The sequence below is a fragment of the Micromonospora sp. NPDC050980 genome (assembly GCF_040653835.1).
In the GTDB taxonomy this organism is placed as follows: Bacteria; Actinomycetota; Actinomycetes; order Mycobacteriales; family Micromonosporaceae; genus Micromonospora.
Genome location: NZ_JBFAGS010000001.1, coordinates 581,680 through 597,817, shown reverse-complemented (window position 1 = coordinate 597,817; position 16,138 = coordinate 581,680). Strand labels below are relative to the sequence as shown.

Genomic DNA, 16,138 nt, shown 5'->3' with positions numbered 1-16,138 from the left:
GGCACCGGGCAGCCGTCGCCCGTGCGTCGGCTGCGGGGGCGGTGACCATGCCCACCGGCAGCCTCACCGACCGGGCGCGCGCCCAGATCGGCGGCGAGCTGCGCAACCTGGCCACCGCGATCGGCGACCGCGCCGTCCAGGTGGTGACCGAGCGGGTCACCGCCGCCACCGGTCGACTCAGCGAGTACGCGAAGCGGGGCGGCGGGCCCGGCCTGGTCGCCGCGGCCACCGGCGCGCAGAAGCTCGCCGACGGGCACTCCCCGCTGAAGGCGATGTTCCATGCCGGCCTGGCCGGCGGTAAGGAGAAGCTGATGTCGGCGTTCGGCGGTGGCAAGGGCGGTAAGGGCGGCGGCAAGAAGCTCAAGGTCACCAACATCGTCGAGACCATCGAGGTCGGCGTGCCGGTGCGGGTGGCCTACGACCAGTGGACCACCTTCGGTGACTTCCCGAGCTTCATGCAGAAGGTCGAGCGGGCCGACAACGACTCCGACGAGAGGATGACCTGGAAGGCGCAGGTTCTCTGGTCGCACCGCAGTTGGCAGTCGACGATCGTCCGGCAGATCCCGGACCGGCTCGTCCACTGGCGCTCCAGGGGCGACAAGGGTTCGGTCGACGGCACGGTCAGCTTCCACGAGGTCGGCCCGGAGCTGACCCGGATCCTGGTCGTCCTGGAATATCACCCGCAGGGCTTCTTCGAGCACACCGGCAATCTCTGGCGGGCGCAGGGCCGCCGGGTCCGGCTGGAGCTGAAGCACTTCGTCCGGCACGTCATGACCGAGACCGTGCTCGACCCGGAGTCGGTGGTGGGCTGGCGGGGCGAGATCCGGGACTCCCAGGTGGTCAAGGACCACCAGACCGCGTTGCGCGAGGAGCGGGAGGGTGCCGAGCCGGGGCGTGACGAGGAGCGCCCGCCTGCCGGTCGCGGCCGGCCGCCGCCGCGCCGCCCGCAGCCCGAAAAGCGCCCGACCCGCGACGAGCGCCCCCGTCGTACCCCCGATTTCCCCCGCCGGCCGACAACCCGCCGCCGGGGCGACTGACCCGCCCCGCCCACTGCGTCGATCATGAAGTTGGCGGCGATGTGGATCTCCGCTGGGATCGCCAACTTCATGATCGACCGGATTGGGGCGGGGTGGGATCGGTCAGCAGCGAGGGGTCGCGTCGGATCAGCTCGGCGAGCCGGGCCGCCGGATCGGCCGTCAGCGGGTCGTGGCCGGGCGCGGCCACCGTCTTCACCGACATCGGCCAGGCCGGCGGCGGCGTCGGCGCGGGCACCGGACCCACCGTCACCGCCGGACCCGACCAGGAGACGCGCATCGGGTACGCCTGGCCGCCCAACTCCACCCGCAGCGTCACGGCGAGCCCGGGGTGCTCGGCCACCACCCGCCGGACCGCCTCGGCGACCTCCTCTACCGGGTCGCGTCGCGGTGGTGCGGCACCGCCCCGCAGCGCCACGCCACCCCGCAGCCGGTACGCGCCGTGCCCGGACCGCTGCTCCGCCGGCTCGACCGGCTCCGGGTCGGCGGGCGTCCCCCGGTCGATCTCCCCGGCCGGTTCGTCGGGCAGCGGCACCCGGCGGCGCTGCGCCTCCTCGCGCCGCGCCAGCCGGGCCAGTGTCTCGTCCAGATCACCTCGCATCGCGTTCACCCCTTCGCAGATCACCTACCGAACCGGCGGGCGGTTCAGCGTTCCCGGGCCCGGGTCGCCCGGTCCAGCGCCCGGTCGAGGACGACCAGCAGGGCGTCCCGTACGGAGAGCCGGTCCCGGGCGTCGAACTGCACCAGCGGTACGTGTTCGGCGATCGCCAGTGCCCAGCGGATCGACGGCAGGTCCAGCGCCAGCCGTCCGTCGAAGGCGTTGACGCCCACGGCGAACGGCAGCCCGGCCCGCTCGAAGAAGTCGATCGCCGGATAGCAGTCGTCGAGCCGGGCGCTGTCCACCACCACCAGCGCGCCGAGCGCACCCCGGGCCAGGTCTTCCCACATGAAGCCGAACCGGGCCTGGCCGGGCGTGCCGAAGAGGTAGAGCTTCAGGCTGCGGTCGATGGTGACGCAGCCGAAGTCCATGGCGACCGTGGTGGTGGTCTTCCCGGCCACCCCGCCCGGGTCGTCGACGCCGATCCCGGCGGTGGTCATCTCCGCCTCGGTGGTCAGCGGCGCGATCTCGGAGATCGCGCCTACCGTGGTGGTCTTGCCGACGCCGAAACCGCCGGCGATGAGGATCTTCACCGGGATCGGCGGCCGGGGCGCGGGCACCCGGCTGACGATCGGGGCGGGTTCACCGGGCCCGCTCGGTGGTTGGTACGGCAACGGCGGCCCGGCCGGCGGGGGCGGCGTGGCCCGGCCGATCAGCGGGGCCGGGTTGCCGTAGCGGGCGGGGGCGCTGTTCGCGGCCGGCCCGCCCTGGCCGGCCGCCCGCCATTCAGGAGATCGCACGAAGTCCATCAATCACTCGCAGGATGAGGTCGGGATCGAGGGCGTCGTCGACGTCCGCGACGTGCACGTCGAGGTGGCCGGCGGCGCGCAGGTCGCCGACCAGCACCCGGGTCACCCCGAACTGCATCCGGGTCCGGGCGGAGATCTCGGCGACCGACACCGGCTCGGCGCAGATCGCGACGATCGTGGCCAGCTCCGGCGCCAGTCGGGCGGTCACCGCCCACGAACCGCTGCCCGGGCGGGCGGTCACCTGGGTTTCCAGGCCGATCGACGGGTCGCCGTCCACCCGTCCGGCGGTGAGCACGAACGGGCGTAGGCCGGGCGGCTCCTCGTCACCGTCGTCCGCTGTCGGTGCCGGGGCGGACGCGCGCAGGAAGGGGCGGATCCGGACGCCGGGTTCCGGCTCCGGGTCCCCACCGGCGGCCCCCGGGATCATTGCTGGACGGCGTTCTTCAGTTCGGCGATCAGGCGGGGGCTCAGGGCGCCACCGGCACGGCCGGCGAAGAGCGTCATCTCGTACGCCACGGTGCCCAGGTTTGCCGAGCGGTCGGCGACCACGCCCAGGACCGAGCCGCTGCTGATCGAGCTGATCAGCAGGTAGCCCTCGGCCATGTCGACGATCACGCGGTTGAGCGCGCCCAGCGCGTACCAGCTCGCGGCGCCACCGGCCAGGCTGGTCATGCCGGAGACCACGGCGGCGAGCCGTTCCGCGTTGGACCGGTCCTTGATCGCGGACATGGCCATCAGCAGCCCGTCCGAGGAGACCGCGATCGCCTCCATCACCCCGGCCGTGCTGGAGGTGAACGAGTCCAGCAGCCAGTTGAAGGTGCGCGCCTCGGGGCTGAGGTCGCCGGTGGCGCTCTGGTCGATGTTGTCGTGCAGGAACGGGCTGGTCACCGTGATGGATCCTCTTCGTAGCGGCGGTCGGGACTGACTTCGCGCAGCGCGCGGGCGACGCCCTCCTCGAACTCGGTGATGAGGTTGCGCACCTCGACGGGGTCACCGGGATCCGAGCTGGTGGGAGGTGCGGGCGGCACCGGCGAGACGGACAGGTTCGCCCCGGGCACCCGCCGGCTGAGTCGGGGTCGCTCCGGCGCCGGCGTGACATCGTCCTCGGCCCGGCGTACCCCGTCCTGGAACGCCTCCACCAGCGCGCGGACCTTGGCCGGGTCGTCGGGGATGCCGATCAGCGGCCCGATCACCGGCCCGGCGGGTGCGGCCGGCGGGCCGGCCGGCAGGTTCGCCCCGGGCACCCGCTTGCGGATCGGCCGGTTCCCGGCCGGCCCGGCCGGCGCGCCGACGGGCCCGGGGGAGGCGGGCCGGGCGGCCGGCGCGGGAGGTGACCCGGCCGGCGGGAAGCCGGCGGGCGGAATCGGCCGGGTGGGGCCGGCGGGTGGGGCCGATCGGTTCGGGCCGGCGGGTGGGGTCGACCGGGTGGGGCCGGCGGGTGGGGCCGATCGGTTCGGGCCGGTGGGTGGGGTCGACCGGGTGGGGCCGGCGGGTGGCGGGACGACGGTGGGGCCGGTCGTCGGCCCGGCGGCCGGGGGAGCGGCCGGTGCCGGGCCGACGACCGGTGTCGGCGGGGCGGTGCTCGCGGGCGGCGCCGATGGGCCGGCCGGCAGTGCGGTGGGTGCCAGGGCCGCGGGCGGCCAGGCGGGCGGCGGGCCGCCGGTGGGGAAGCGGAAGTCCTCGACCGGCGACGTGCCGGCGGCCGGTGCCGGCGGACCGGCCGGCGCGGCGTCCTGGGTGTCGTCCGGCGCGTCGGCCTGGTTGCCGAAGGCGTTCCACGAGTCACCGCTGGAGAGGCTGCGGGTCGCCCGGCTCAGCAGTTCGGCGTCGAAGCCGGCGGCCTCGGCGGACGCCGGCGCGGCGACGGCCGCGCGTTCCAGGGGCGTCGGTTCCGGCCGCCGCCCGACCGCGGGTACGGTGGCCCGCGCCACGGTCGCGCCCGCCGGGTCCGGCCGGCGGATCACCAGCGAACCGGTCGGGATCTCCACCCCGGCGGTGACGCCGCCGCCCAGCGTCGCCGACAGCTTCACGCGCCAGCCGTGCCGACGGGCCAACCGGCCCACCACGAAGAGGCCGAGCACCTCGGTCGGGGCGAGGTCGAGCCGCTCCCGTCGGGTGAGCCGGGCGTTCTCCTCGACGAGCCGCTCCTCGGTGAGGCCGATGCCGTGGTCCACCACGCTCAGCCGGGCGCCGCCGTCGGTCAGCTCGCCGGCCACCACCACCCGGGTGTGCGGTGGGGAGAAGGTGGTCGCGTTCTCCATCAGCTCGGCCAGGGCCAGCACCAGGTCGCCGGCGATCGCGGGCGCCGCCGAGACGCCGGGCGGCACCTCCACGTCGACCCGGGTGTAATCCTCGATCTCACCGAGCGCGAGGCGGACCACGTCGGCCAGCGGGACCGGTGCCACGTGGCCGTCGGAGCCGGTGGCGCCGGAGAGCACCACCAGGCTGCCGGCGTTGCGGCGCAGTCGGCTGGAGATGTGGTCCAGCCGGTAGAGGTGCTCCAGCCGCCCCGGGTCGGCCTCCTGGCGCTCCAGCCGGTCGATCAGCGCGATCTGGCGGCCGACCAGGTTCTGCGTACGCCGGCCGACGTGACCGAACATCTGCGCCACGTTGCGCCGGCCGGCCACCTGCCGCTCGACCAGCCGGGCGGCGGTGTGCTGCACCCGGTCGAAGGCACGGGCCAGGTCGCCGATCTCGTCCCGGGCGCCCACGTCCACCGGGTCGAGGCGCACCGGCGGCACCGACTCGGTCTCGTCGTCGGCCACCCGGGTCAGCTCCGCCTCGGTGACCCGGGCGACGCGCTCGGCGGAACGGGTGAGCCGGCTCAGCGGGCGGGACACCGTGCGGGCCACCGTCATGCTGAGCAGCACGACCACCAGCAGGATGACGGCCGCCGCCCCGGCGACCAGCCAGGCCGCGAAGAGCGCGTCCCGCTCCTCGGTCCGGGTCTCCGCGATGACGTCCGCGACGACCTTCTTCTCCACGAACTGACCCAGCGTGATCATCGAGCGGACCGAGGGGAAGAGCGCGTCCAGCGGCACCTGGGCGATCGCGCCGACCGGATCCCGGACACTGTCCTGGAGGAAGGTCCGGCTGGTCCGGGCCGCCACCGCCGCGTCGTCCAGCAGCGCCAGCTTCAACTGCTCCGGCGTGATCAGCTTGCGGAACCGCCGGTTGTCCACGTTCAGCGCGGCCATGCAGGCGATGTACGAGCCGGACACCCGCGGGTCGCCGGTCGCCCGGACCAGCACGATCTGGGTGGCGCAGGAACTCAACGCCTCGTCGGTGCGCAGCAGCGCGTCCAGGGCGAGCACCTGCCGCCCCGCCGAGGTGTCGGTGTCCACCCGGAACGGCAGCCGCAGCGCGTCGATCAACGCCACGTCGACCTTGGCGAAGGTGTTCAGGATCTGCTCCGGCGTGGCCCGGCCGGCGAGCGTCGCGGTGCGGACGTCGGCCAGTTGGCGTACCCCGTCGAGGGACTCCCGGACCGGCGTCGGCAGCGAGTCGGCGCGCAGGTCGGCGACCCGGTCGTCGACGGTGGCGGACTTCTGGATCAGCTCGGTGCGGGTCACCCGGCCGAGCATCAGCCCGATGGAGAGCAGGCGTTCCTGTTGGAGGTCCTGGACCAGGCTGCCGAGCCGGCTGGCCACGCGGACGGTCTCGGCGGTGTCGGCGGCCCGCTGCGCGGTGGCCACCCGGTCGAGGACCACCGGCACGGCCAGCCCCACCATGCTGAGCAGCGGGATGATGACCAGCAGGGCGAGTTTGCCCCGGATCCGCAACCTAGCGAGCAGCATCGAACGGCCTCCACCGCTCGGCCTCGACGCCCGGACCGACCCCGACGGGCAGGCGGTCGGCGTCGCGGGCGGCGGCCGGTGGGTCCGGGCGGACCGCCGGGGGCAGCGCGGCCTCGGCCGGCTTCGGGCGCGTCGTGCCGACCGCGCGCCGGACCAGCGTCACGGCCAGCCCGATGAGCAGCGCGGCGGCCATGCCGGCCGCGACCCGGGCCAGCAGCCGGTCCCGGTCGAGTGCGTCGAGCCGTTCGGTCAGCAGCGCGTCGAGCTGGTCGAGGATGACGGTGCGGAGCTGCTTGGCGGCGGCCTGAGCGGCGAGCCCGGCGGCGGTGAGCTGGTCGGGGTTGGGCGCGGCCCGACCACCGCCGGCGGCGGTGAACGCTTCGAGGGACCGCTGGTAGGCGTCCAGCGGGGTGAGCACGTTGGCCCCGAGGTCGGTGCTCTCCGAGCTGTCCACCGCCGCGCGCAGGTCGGCGACCAGATCGTTGGCCGGGCCGAACGCGGCGGCCCGCAGCTCGGCCAGTTCCAGGCCGGTCTCGGCGCGCTGGGCGGCGGGTCGGGCCGGGGCCAGCCGGACCAGGTCGGCGAGCCGGGCGGCCAGCACCGTCGCGGTGGGCAGATCCCCGCCGATGGCGTCCTGGAGGAAGAACGAATCCATCTCCGGGTCGCGGATCAGGCCGGAGCTTTCCCGTACCTTCCGGTAGAGGGCCAGCAGCAGGTCGTTCGCCTCGCCGTACGCCTGGTAGGCGGCCTCCGGGTCGGCGAGCCCGCGGTCCGGCAGCCCTTCCAGCTTCGCCCGCAGCCCGGCCCAGCGTTCGTGGCTGCGCAACTCGTCGCCGACCGCGTCGTCCACCCCGGCCACCTGTTCGATCGCGGCGTTGAGCGCGGTGCGGGAGACCGGCGCCCCGGCGACGGCGGTGGACTGGGCCTCCACCAGGGCGTCGGTCACCGGCCCGAGGACGCGCAGGTAGCGGACGCCGAGTCGTTCCCGGGTGGTCAGGTCGTGGTCGTCCGAGGTGTTCCCCTCGGCCAGCGCGAAGAGCAGACCGAGCGGGGCGACCAGCGCCAGCGCCAGCAGCAGGGGCAGCACGCGGCCCGGTACGGAGGGCCGTCGACGGACCCGCGGCGCGGGAACGGTCATGGTCTGTCTCCTCCGGCGACGGCGGGGCGGTCGGTGCGCGGAAGGTCGCCGTACGCAGTCCCGTGCACCGGACCGGAAAATTAGTCGAACCGCGCGGGGCTGGAGCCGTGGTCGTGGAGTCGGCTTCACGTCAGTTCGTCCGGGGTCACCGAACGTCGAGCTGAGAGACACCGAGCGTCCGATCGGGCCGCCGAGACGCGGCATCGAGGGTAATTTGCGACTGTAGATGTGAATGCACGTGATCCGAATACATCCCGCTGGGACGCTCTGGACCTTCTGCGGATGACTGGCGGCACGCGCCGAACGGCGCAACCGGACGGACGTACGGCGGATCTCAGGGAACGCTCAGCCGGTGGGCCGTAGCGTGTGCCGCATGAGATCACCGCTGTCCGTCGCGCGGGTCCGACGCGCCCTGTCCGGCCACCCGCGCCGGAGCGTCGCCGCCGTGGTGGTGGTCGTCCTGGTCGCCGGCGCGCTGGTCTGGGCGGCCCGCCCGCAGGGCCGGGACTTCCGGACCGAGTCGGCGCTGGTGAGCGTCCGCTCCGGACCGGCCGGCGACGAGCCGGTCGACCTGGACACCACGCTCTACCTGCCGGCCGACGCCTCCGCCGACAACCGGGTGCCGGCGGTGCTGCTGGCGCACGGCTTCGGCGGCACCAAGGAGTCGGTGCGTTCCGACGCGGAGGACCTGGTCGCCCGGGGCTACGCGGTGCTCACCTGGACCGCCCGCGGCTTCGGCCGCAGCGGCGGCCGGATCCACCTGGACAGCCCCGACTACGAGGTGCGCGACGCGCAGCGGCTGCTGGACCGGCTCGCCGCCCGCCCGGACGTCCGCCTCGACTCGGCCGGTGACCCGCGCGTCGGCGTGGTCGGCGGCTCGTACGGTGGCGGCCTGGCCCTGCTGCTCGCCGCGCAGGACCCCCGGGTCGACGCGATCGTTCCGATGATCACCTGGAACGACCTGTCCCGAGCGTTCCTGCCGGAGAACACCGGCAAGCCGCCCACCGAGGGCGTGTTCAAGAAGGGGTGGGCCGGCATCTTCTTCGGTGGCGGCGGCAGCGCCGGCTCCGGCCCGGCCGGCCTCTCCGGCACCACCGCCGCCGCGCCGGAGGGTGCGCCCGCCTCGGCCGGTCCGGCCAGCCCGGCGCCCGGCGCCGGGCCGGGCAGCGGTTCCGGCCGGGCGCCGGGTGCCGCCGCCGACCCGTCCTGCGGCCGGTTCGCCGCCGACGTCTGCGCCGCGTACCTGCGCATCGCCACCACCGGGCGGGCCGACGCCGCCGCGGTCGAGCTGCTGCGCCGCTCGTCGCCGGCCGGCGTGCTCGACCGGATCAAGGCCCCCACCCTGCTGGTGCAGGGCGAGGCGGACACGCTCTTCCCGCTCACCGAGGCGGATGCCAACGCCCGCGGCGTCGCCGCCGCCGGCACCCCGGTGCGGGTCGCCTGGTTCACCGGCGGCCACGACGGCGGCGCCGGGCCGACCTCCGACTCCGACCGGGTGAGGTTCCTGACCGCGCAGTGGCTCGACCACTACGTCAAGGGTGACGGCCCGGCGCCGGGCGAATCGTTCACGTTCTCCCGGATCGCCGGCTTCGACGCGCTCGACCGTGGCCTGGTGGCCACCGGCTACCGCACCGACGACTACCCGGGCGTGACCGGGCAGCAGCGACGCGACGTCACGCTGACCGGCCCGGCCCAGCCGGTCGCCGTGCCGCCCGGCGGCAACCCGGCGGCGATCTCCGCGGTGCCGTTCGCCGGTGCGCTCGGTTCGCTGCTGGACGGCGTGGCCGGTGACATCCCCGGCCAGCACGCCCGCTTCGAGTCGGCGCCGCTGGACGACCCGGTCGACGTGGTGGGCGCGCCGACCGTGCGGATCCGGGCCGCCTCGGCGACCGGCGAGGCGGTGCTCTTCGTCAAGCTCTACGACGTCGACCCGCAGGGCGCGTCCACGCTGCCGTCCGGCCTGGTCGCGCCGGTGCGGCTGACCGGCCTGCCGGCCAGCATCGACGCCGCGACGCCGGTGACGGTGACGTTGCCGGCGATCGTCCGCCGGGTCGAGGCCGGGCACCGGCTGCGGCTCGTGGTGGCCACGTCGGACCAGGCGTACGCCACGCCTGCCGAACCGGCGGTGCACACGGTGGCGCTCGGCGACGGCCCGCTGGTGCTGCCCACCGTGGACGCCGCGCCGATCCCCACGTCGGCCGCGATCTGGCGCTGGGTGCTTGTCGGCCTGCTCGCCGCAATCGTGGTCGGGCTCGTCGTGGTCGTCCTGCTCGCCCGCCGCCGGCACCGCCGCCAGGACCGCTCCGTGCACCCGGAGTACGCGGGCGTGCCGCTCGCCGTGCGCAACCTGCGCAAGGAGTACGCGGACGGCTTCGTCGCCGTCTCCGACGTCGACTTCGAGGTGCACCCCGGCCAGGTGGTCGGCCTGCTCGGGCCGAACGGCGCCGGCAAGACCACCACGCTGCGGGTGCTGATGGGGCTGACCCAGCCCACCGCCGGGGAGATCCACGTGTTCGGCCACCGGCTGGTGCCCGGCTCGCCGGTGCTCTCCCGGATCGGCGCGCTTGTCGAGGGGCCGGGCTTCCTGCCGCACCTGTCCGGGCTGGACAACCTGAAGGCGTACTGGCGGGCCACCGGGCGACCGTGGGCGGACGCGCACTTCGACGAGGCGCTGGAGATCGCCGGCCTGGGTGACTCGGTGCACCGGCGGACGAAGAAGTACAGCCACGGCATGCGGCAGCGGCTCGCCATCGCCCAGGCCATGCTCGGCCTGCCCGAGCTGCTGGTGCTCGACGAGCCGACGGACGGGCTCGACCCGCCGCAGATCGCCGAGATGCGCCGGGTGCTCCAGCGCTACGCCACGGACGGCCGGGCGGTGCTTGTCTCCAGCCACCTGCTGGCCGAGGTGGAGCAGACCTGCACCCACGCGGTGGTGGTGAACAAGGGGCGGATCGTGGCGTCCGGCCCGGTCGGGGAGATCGTCGGTGAGTCGCCGAGCGTGCTGTTCGAGGTGAGCGACCCGGATGCCGCGCGTACGGTGCTCGACCGGCTCGACGGCGTGCGGGTGCTGCCCGACGACGACGGCGGGCTGGTGGTCGACACCAACGGCACCGCCCGCCGCGAGGTGGTGGCCGAACTGGTCCGGGCCGGCATCGGGGTGGACCGGGTGGTGCCCCGGCGTCGCCTGGAGGACGCGTTCCTCGCCCTGGTCGGCGAGAACTCTCGGGGAAGCGGTGACCGGTGATGGCGGGTTCTCAGGTGGCGTCGAAAGGCAGTGGTGGGGCGGCGGCCGGCTACCGGCCCTCGGCCACGCTGCCGTTCGGGGCGGAGTTCCGGCGGCAGGCGTCGCGTCGGCGTACCCAGTTGGCGCTGGGGTTCATGGTGCTGCTGCCGCTGATCATCCTGATCGCGTTCCAGTTCGACTCCGGGAACGACGACGGCGGCGGGCGGGGCGAGTTCGCCAGCCTGGCCGACCTGGCCACCGCGGGCGGGCTCAACTTCACCCTGTTCTCGATCCTGGTGTCCGCGTCGTTCCTGCTGGTCGTGGTGGTAGCGCTGTTCTGCGGTGACACGGTGGCCAGCGAGGCGAGCTGGGGCAGCCTGCGCTACCTGCTGGCGGTGCCGGTGCCCCGGGCCCGGCTGCTCGCGGTGAAGCTGGTGGTCGCGCTCGCGTACTCCGGGTTGGCGTTGCTGCTCCTGGCCGGCACCGCGCTGGTCGCCGGCACGCTGCGCTACGGCTGGGAGCCGCTGAGCAGCCAGGTCTCCGCCGAACTGGCGCCCGCCGAGGGGCTGCTGCGGCTGCTCGGGGTGCTCGGCTACCTGGCGGTGGTGCTGCTGGTGGTGGCCGGCTTGGCGTTCCTGCTCTCGGTGACCACCGACGCCGCGCTCGGCGCGGTCGGCGGGGCGGTGCTGCTCTGGATCCTGTCCAGCATCCTCGACCAGATCACCGCCCTGGGCGGGCTGCGCAACCTGCTTCCGACCCACTACAGCAGCGCCTGGCTGGGGCTGCTGTCGTCGCCGACGCAGACCGACGACGTGGTCAAGGGGGCGATCTCGGCGATCGCCTACGCCACCCTGTTCTGGGGCCTGGCCTTCTGGCGCTTCACCCGCAAGGACATCACGAGCTGAGGAAAGGAGGGGCCCCCTCTTAACGCCTCCGGTAGAGGAGGGGTCCCTTGTTAACATCTCAGCTCATATCATGGGAGCGTTCCCACGTAACTGTCCCGCCAGCAAGGAATTGATTAACTTAGATCTCTTAGGCCGCCATCCTGGACGTCGTCCGTAACCCGACCCAGGAGGTACCTCATGGCCCCGGCACAGCTGAGCGGTCCCGTGCTGTCCCTGTTCCGCATCGTCGTCGGCGCGCTCTTCGTGTGCCACGGCGCAGCGTCGATCTTCGGCATCCTCGGGGGGAACCCGACCACCGGCGCCGCCATCCCGCTCGGCACCTGGCCCGGCTGGTGGGCCGCGCTGATCCAACTGGTCTGCGGCGCGCTGGTGCTCGTCGGCCTGGGCACCCGGCCGGCCGCGCTGCTCGCGTCCGGCTCGATGGCTTACGCGTACTTCGTCGTGCACCAGCAGCACGGTCTGCTGCCCATCAGCAACGGCGGCGAGGCGGCCGCCATGTTCTGCTGGTCTTTCCTGCTGGTCGCGGTGCTCGGCCCCGGCCCGTGGGCGCTGGACGTTCTGCTGTCCCGCCGCCGGACCGCCTCCGCCGAGACCCTGTCCGCCCCTCGCACGTCCGTCGCCGCCTGACTCCTGTAGATCCTGGTACGGCGTCGCCCCCGAAGGGCGGCTCCGTACCAGGATCTTCAGTGCTCGGCGGTCCCGAACAGCCCCCTCTGCCGCGGGGACCAGAATCCCCAATCACCGGGCTCGGCTCCCGTGCCTCCGAGCGCGACTCGGGAGGACTCCTCTGCCGCGTACATCAGCGCCTCCGCCGTGCCGTCGCCGTGGATGACATTGATGATCCGACACAGTTCGTACGCGGCGAATGCCCATACCAACGTCTCCGTCGGGGACACCTCAATCGGGATCTGAAGCCGGTGGCTGATGGCACTGCCGTTCTGGGCGGCCCATATGCTGCCGGCGACGACGGGAAAGCAGTCCAGGGGGAAATTCTGGATGTCCGGGTTGCCGTAGAGTTTCCGCACCAGAATGTCCGCGACGAGCTTGGTCTCGACCACTTCTCCGCGGTCGTCCGTCACCTGCAACCTGCCTCCGTTGAGAATGGCGTTGGGCAACATGATGTCGACCAACGTGATAAACGCTCCAGTCAGTTCGTGCCGCTTCGCGCGCAGTGAGCTCACGTCCGGCTGGCACTGCTCGTCCTCCTCCAGCAACAGCTCTATCAGCGTGATGGCCCCTGCCAGGTCACCGGGGATGGCCGGCCCGCCCTCGCCGACGACCAGGAGAAGCTTCTGGGCGACATCGGGACTGACGATGGCCGCCACGCGCTCTCCCCGTCTGGTCACGTGGATCATTCGGTTTCCCGACGCGACGGAGGTCAGCAACTCGGGCAACATCCCCCGTGCTTGGCGAACACCCGTGGTGCTCTCTGACACGGGCCTCAGGAAGCGAATCACCGGGCGAAGCTACCACCCTGGGCCGCCGTGTCCGTGATCCCATGTGTACACCTCGTTGTTTCCCCGTTCCGGACCACGCTGGCACCATGACGCAGCATCGTTGGGAAGGGGTTTGTGATGCCGAAAGCAGAACGGTCTTCGGCTGGCTGGGCGCGCAGGCTGCGCGTGGCATGGAACGAGAAGGGTGTGCGGGTGGATGGACTTTCCGTCTTGATCGGAGCGGCGACGTTGATCGTCGCCATATTGGCCTGGCTCTTTCCCGTCGAATAGGTCGAGCTGCCACGGGAACCCGAAGGCGGCGCCTACCGCCGGTTGTCGGGCGTGGTGGCCGTCGACGGTGGGCCGTCCGGCACGGCGGGTTCCGTGGTCGGTTCGGGGCTGCGGCGGCGGGCGCGTCGGCCCACTGCGTGGGAACCCCGGGTGGCGACGCCGTGAGCGGCGCATAGACTCGACGGCACAACTGCATACCTCATCCAGAGGGGCTGAGGGATACGGCCCGACGACGCCCCGGCAACCACCCGCACGCTCGATGGCGAGCGCCCTGCGGGCAGGTGCCAATTCCGTCCCCGCCGCACCCGGCGATGCGGGGAAAGATGAGAGGAAATCCTCGACATGACGTCGACGCTTCCCGCCGTCTCCGGCATCGACACCACCCGCAGCCCGGCCCGCGCCCTGGTCTGTCGCGCCTGTTCCGCGCGCTACCCGCTGGCCGCCCAGCACGCCTGCTACGAGTGTTTCGGCCCGCTGGAGGTCGACTACGACGCCGCCGCGCTGGCCTCCGTCACCCGGGAGCAGATCGAGGCCGGCCCGGACAGCATCTGGCGCTACGCCGCCCTGCTCCCGGCCGGTCAGGACCCGGCCACCCGGGTCACCCTCGACCCGGGGCTGACCCCGCTGGTCGCCGCCGGGGACCTCGCCGCCGAGCTGGGGATCACCGGCCCGCTCTGGGTCAAGGACGACAGCGCCAACCCCACCCACTCGTTCAAGGACCGGGTCGTGTCGGTGGCGTTGACCGCCGCCCGGGCGCTCGGCTTCACCCGCTACGCCTGCGCGTCCACCGGCAACCTGGCCAACTCCGTCGCCGCGCACGCGGCCCGCGCGGGCGTGCCGTCGGTGGTGTTCATCCCCAGCGACCTGGAGCAGGGCAAGGTCGTCACCACCGCGGTCTACGGCGGCGACCTGGTCGCCATCGACGGCTCCTACGACGACGTGAACCGGCTCTGCGGCGAGCTGGTCGAGACCGACGAGTTCGAGGACACCGCGTTCGTCAACGTGAACGTCCGGCCGTTCTACGCCGAGGGCTCCAAGACGCTCGGCTACGAGGTGGCCGAGCAACTCGGTTGGCGCATCCCGGCCCAGGTGGTCGTCCCGATGGCCTCCGGCGAGCTGCTCACCAAGATCGACAAGGCATTCACCGAGCTGGTCGAGATCGGTCTGGTCGAGGCGCCGGCCGGCGGTTGGACGGTGTTCGGCGCGCAGTCCGCCGGCTGCAACCCGATCGCCACCGCGCTGCACGACGACCGCGACACCATCGTCCCGGTCAAGCCCACCGGCATCGCCAAATCGCTGAACATCGGCGACCCGGCCGCCGGCGTCTACGCGCTGGAGGCGGTCCGCCGCACGGGCGGCTGGATGGAGTACGCCGCCGACGACGAGATCCGCGCCGGCATCCGGCTGCTGGCCCGGACCACGGGCGTGTTCGCCGAGACCGCAGGCGGCGTGACGGTGGCGGTGCTGCGCAAGCTGGTGGAGTCGGGCCGGCTCGACCCGACCGCCGAGACCGTGGTGTTCAACACCGGCGAGGGCCTCAAGACGCTGGACGCCGTCTCCGCCGAGTCCGGCCCGACCCACCGCATCAAGCCCAGCCTCCGCGCCGCCCGGGACGCCGGCCTCCTCTCCTGACCCGCCGCCGCTTCCGGGCGCTGGGTAGTCGGCGAATCGCGGTGGGTGGCAGAAAGCCGCCGGCGAGGACTTGACGGCAGGAACCGGACGGCGCAAGATGCTCGGTGCGGGAGGGCATCCGCCGGAGACTTTTCAAAGTTTTGCGACCCAACGCCGGAGGCGTTGTGCGGACGTCCCTCCCGACCAACCTCGCGCAGGGCCAGCGGAAATCCGCTGGCCCTGTCGCCGTTCCCGGGCCAGGATCGCCGCCATGGGCCTGACCGTCACTCCGCTCGATCCCGCCGACCGACCCACGCTCGACGCGGCCTACCGGATCGCGCAAGCGGCCCGGACCGTCGACGAGCCGGACCTGCCGCCCCCCTGCCGCCGGCGGTTCGAGGCGCTGCTCCGGCACCCGATGCCGGGCATCGAGGGCCGCTGGCTCGTCGCCCGCGTCGACGGGCAGCCCGTCGGGTGGCTCCGACTCCACCTGCACACGCTGGAGAACACCGACAACGCCAGCGTCGAGCTGGTGGTCGACCCGGCCCACCGCCGGCGCGGCATCGGGCGCGCGTTGCACGAGCACGGCGTGCGGCTGCTCCGGCAGCACGGCGGCAAGCGGCTGGTCGGCTCCACCGCCGCCGCGCTGCCCGGCGAGGAGCACCGGCAGGTCCCCGGTGCCGCGTTCGCCGCCGCCGTGGGCGCGAAGGCCGCGAACGCCGACGTGCGCCGCCGGCTCGACGTGACCGTGCTCGACCGGTCCCGGCTGGCCGTGCTGCTTGCCGACGCCCGCGCGGCGGCCACCGGCTACCGCCTCGTGCACTGGCGCGACCACACGCCCGACGAGTACGTCACGGACACCGCGCATCTGGAGGGCCGGCTGCTGCTCGACGCGCCGATGGGGGAGCTGGCCTGGGAACAGCAGAAGATGGACGCGCAGCGGAAGCGGGGGGTGGAGCGGGCGCTCGACGCCCGGGGCGTGCGCCGCTACAACACCGGCGCGGTGCACGGGGAGTCCGGCCGGCTGGTCGGCTGGAGCCAGCTCAGCCTCGACGCGAGCAGCACCGCGCACGCCTGGCAGCAGATCACCATCGTCGACCCCGGCCACCGCGGCCACCGGCTCGGCCTGCTCTGCAAGGCCGGCAACCTGGCGTACGCGCTGGGCCACGAGCCGGCGCTGCGGACCGTGGACACCTGGAACGCCGCCGCCAACGCCCACATGATCGCGATCAACGAGCAGCTCGGCTTCCGCCCGGCCGCCGGCTCCGTCGACTGGCAGCTGACCATCTGACTTGT

13 protein-coding genes and 1 riboswitch are annotated in these 16,138 nt (G+C 73.5%); of the genes, 6 read left to right on the top strand and 7 right to left on the bottom strand.

The features are described 5' to 3' along the window. Nucleotides 1-1,037 (top strand): SRPBCC family protein (locus AB0H28_RS02930; protein ID WP_358033259.1); only part of this gene is annotated, 1,037 nt, incomplete at its 5' end. Between the two features lie 67 nt (nucleotides 1,038-1,104). On the opposite strand, the gene AB0H28_RS02925 is transcribed toward AB0H28_RS02930, so the two are convergent. Genes AB0H28_RS02925 through AB0H28_RS02900 form a run of 6 tightly spaced genes read right to left on the bottom strand, consistent with a single transcriptional unit; the run spans nucleotide 1,105 to nucleotide 7,376 of the window. Beyond that, the gene (locus AB0H28_RS02925; protein ID WP_358033257.1) at nucleotides 1,105-1,635 is read right to left on the bottom strand and encodes a hypothetical protein; all 531 of its coding nucleotides are present in this window, start codon (nucleotides 1,633-1,635) and stop codon (nucleotides 1,105-1,107) included. Nucleotides 1,636-1,679: 44 nt separating this feature from the next. Further along, nucleotides 1,680-2,441: an ATP/GTP-binding protein gene (locus AB0H28_RS02920; protein ID WP_358033254.1), complete on the bottom strand. Its 762-nt coding sequence runs from the start codon at nucleotides 2,439-2,441 to the stop codon at nucleotides 1,680-1,682. Next, the gene (locus AB0H28_RS02915) at nucleotides 2,419-2,868 is read right to left on the bottom strand and encodes a DUF742 domain-containing protein (protein WP_358033252.1); all 450 of its coding nucleotides are present in this window, start codon (nucleotides 2,866-2,868) and stop codon (nucleotides 2,419-2,421) included. The genes AB0H28_RS02920 and AB0H28_RS02915 overlap by 23 nt, the downstream gene beginning before the upstream one ends. Continuing rightward, nucleotides 2,865-3,329, bottom strand: coding sequence for a roadblock/LC7 domain-containing protein (locus tag AB0H28_RS02910; protein WP_358033249.1), 465 nt, complete (start codon nucleotides 3,327-3,329; stop codon nucleotides 2,865-2,867). The genes AB0H28_RS02915 and AB0H28_RS02910 overlap by 4 nt, the downstream gene beginning before the upstream one ends. Further along, entirely contained in the window at nucleotides 3,326-6,238 is a 2,913-nt protein-coding gene (locus tag AB0H28_RS02905) for an ATP-binding protein (RefSeq protein WP_358033246.1), read from the bottom strand. The genes AB0H28_RS02910 and AB0H28_RS02905 overlap by 4 nt, the downstream gene beginning before the upstream one ends. Next, the gene (locus AB0H28_RS02900; protein ID WP_358033243.1) at nucleotides 6,225-7,376 is read right to left on the bottom strand and encodes a hypothetical protein; all 1,152 of its coding nucleotides are present in this window, start codon (nucleotides 7,374-7,376) and stop codon (nucleotides 6,225-6,227) included. The genes AB0H28_RS02905 and AB0H28_RS02900 overlap by 14 nt, the downstream gene beginning before the upstream one ends. Nucleotides 7,377-7,749: 373 nt before the next feature. Between AB0H28_RS02900 and AB0H28_RS02895 the strand changes: the two genes are divergently transcribed. The 3 genes from AB0H28_RS02895 (at nucleotide 7,750) to AB0H28_RS02885 (ending at nucleotide 12,131) form a co-directional block, all read left to right on the top strand. Next, a complete protein-coding gene (locus AB0H28_RS02895) occupies nucleotides 7,750-10,620 on the top strand; it encodes an alpha/beta fold hydrolase (RefSeq protein ID WP_358033241.1) in 2,871 nt (956 codons plus the stop codon). After that, entirely contained in the window at nucleotides 10,620-11,504 is an 885-nt protein-coding gene (locus AB0H28_RS02890) for an ABC transporter permease subunit (RefSeq protein WP_358033237.1), read from the top strand. Before AB0H28_RS02895 ends, AB0H28_RS02890 begins: the two co-directional genes overlap by 1 nt. Before the next feature lie 177 nt (nucleotides 11,505-11,681). Then, on the top strand, nucleotides 11,682-12,131 hold the full coding sequence (locus tag AB0H28_RS02885) for a DoxX family protein (RefSeq protein WP_358033233.1): 450 nt from the start codon (nucleotides 11,682-11,684) through the stop codon (nucleotides 12,129-12,131). A gap of 56 nt (nucleotides 12,132-12,187) precedes the next feature. On the opposite strand, the gene AB0H28_RS02880 is transcribed toward AB0H28_RS02885, so the two are convergent. Then, the gene (locus AB0H28_RS02880; RefSeq protein ID WP_358033231.1) at nucleotides 12,188-12,829 is read right to left on the bottom strand and encodes a hypothetical protein; all 642 of its coding nucleotides are present in this window, start codon (nucleotides 12,827-12,829) and stop codon (nucleotides 12,188-12,190) included. A gap of 598 nt (nucleotides 12,830-13,427) precedes the next feature. Next, nucleotides 13,428-13,561: riboswitch (SAM riboswitch) on the top strand. A 12-nt stretch (nucleotides 13,562-13,573) separates the two neighbouring features. Between AB0H28_RS02880 and thrC the strand changes: the two genes are divergently transcribed. Together thrC and AB0H28_RS02870 are read left to right on the top strand one after the other, a co-directional pair. Beyond that, a complete protein-coding gene (gene thrC / locus AB0H28_RS02875; RefSeq protein ID WP_358033228.1) occupies nucleotides 13,574-14,863 on the top strand; it encodes a threonine synthase in 1,290 nt (429 codons plus the stop codon). Between the two features lie 97 nt (nucleotides 14,864-14,960). Then, nucleotides 14,961-16,133, top strand: coding sequence for a GNAT family N-acetyltransferase (locus tag AB0H28_RS02870; RefSeq protein ID WP_358033225.1), 1,173 nt, complete (start codon nucleotides 14,961-14,963; stop codon nucleotides 16,131-16,133). Nucleotides 16,134-16,138: the final 5 nt, after the last annotated feature.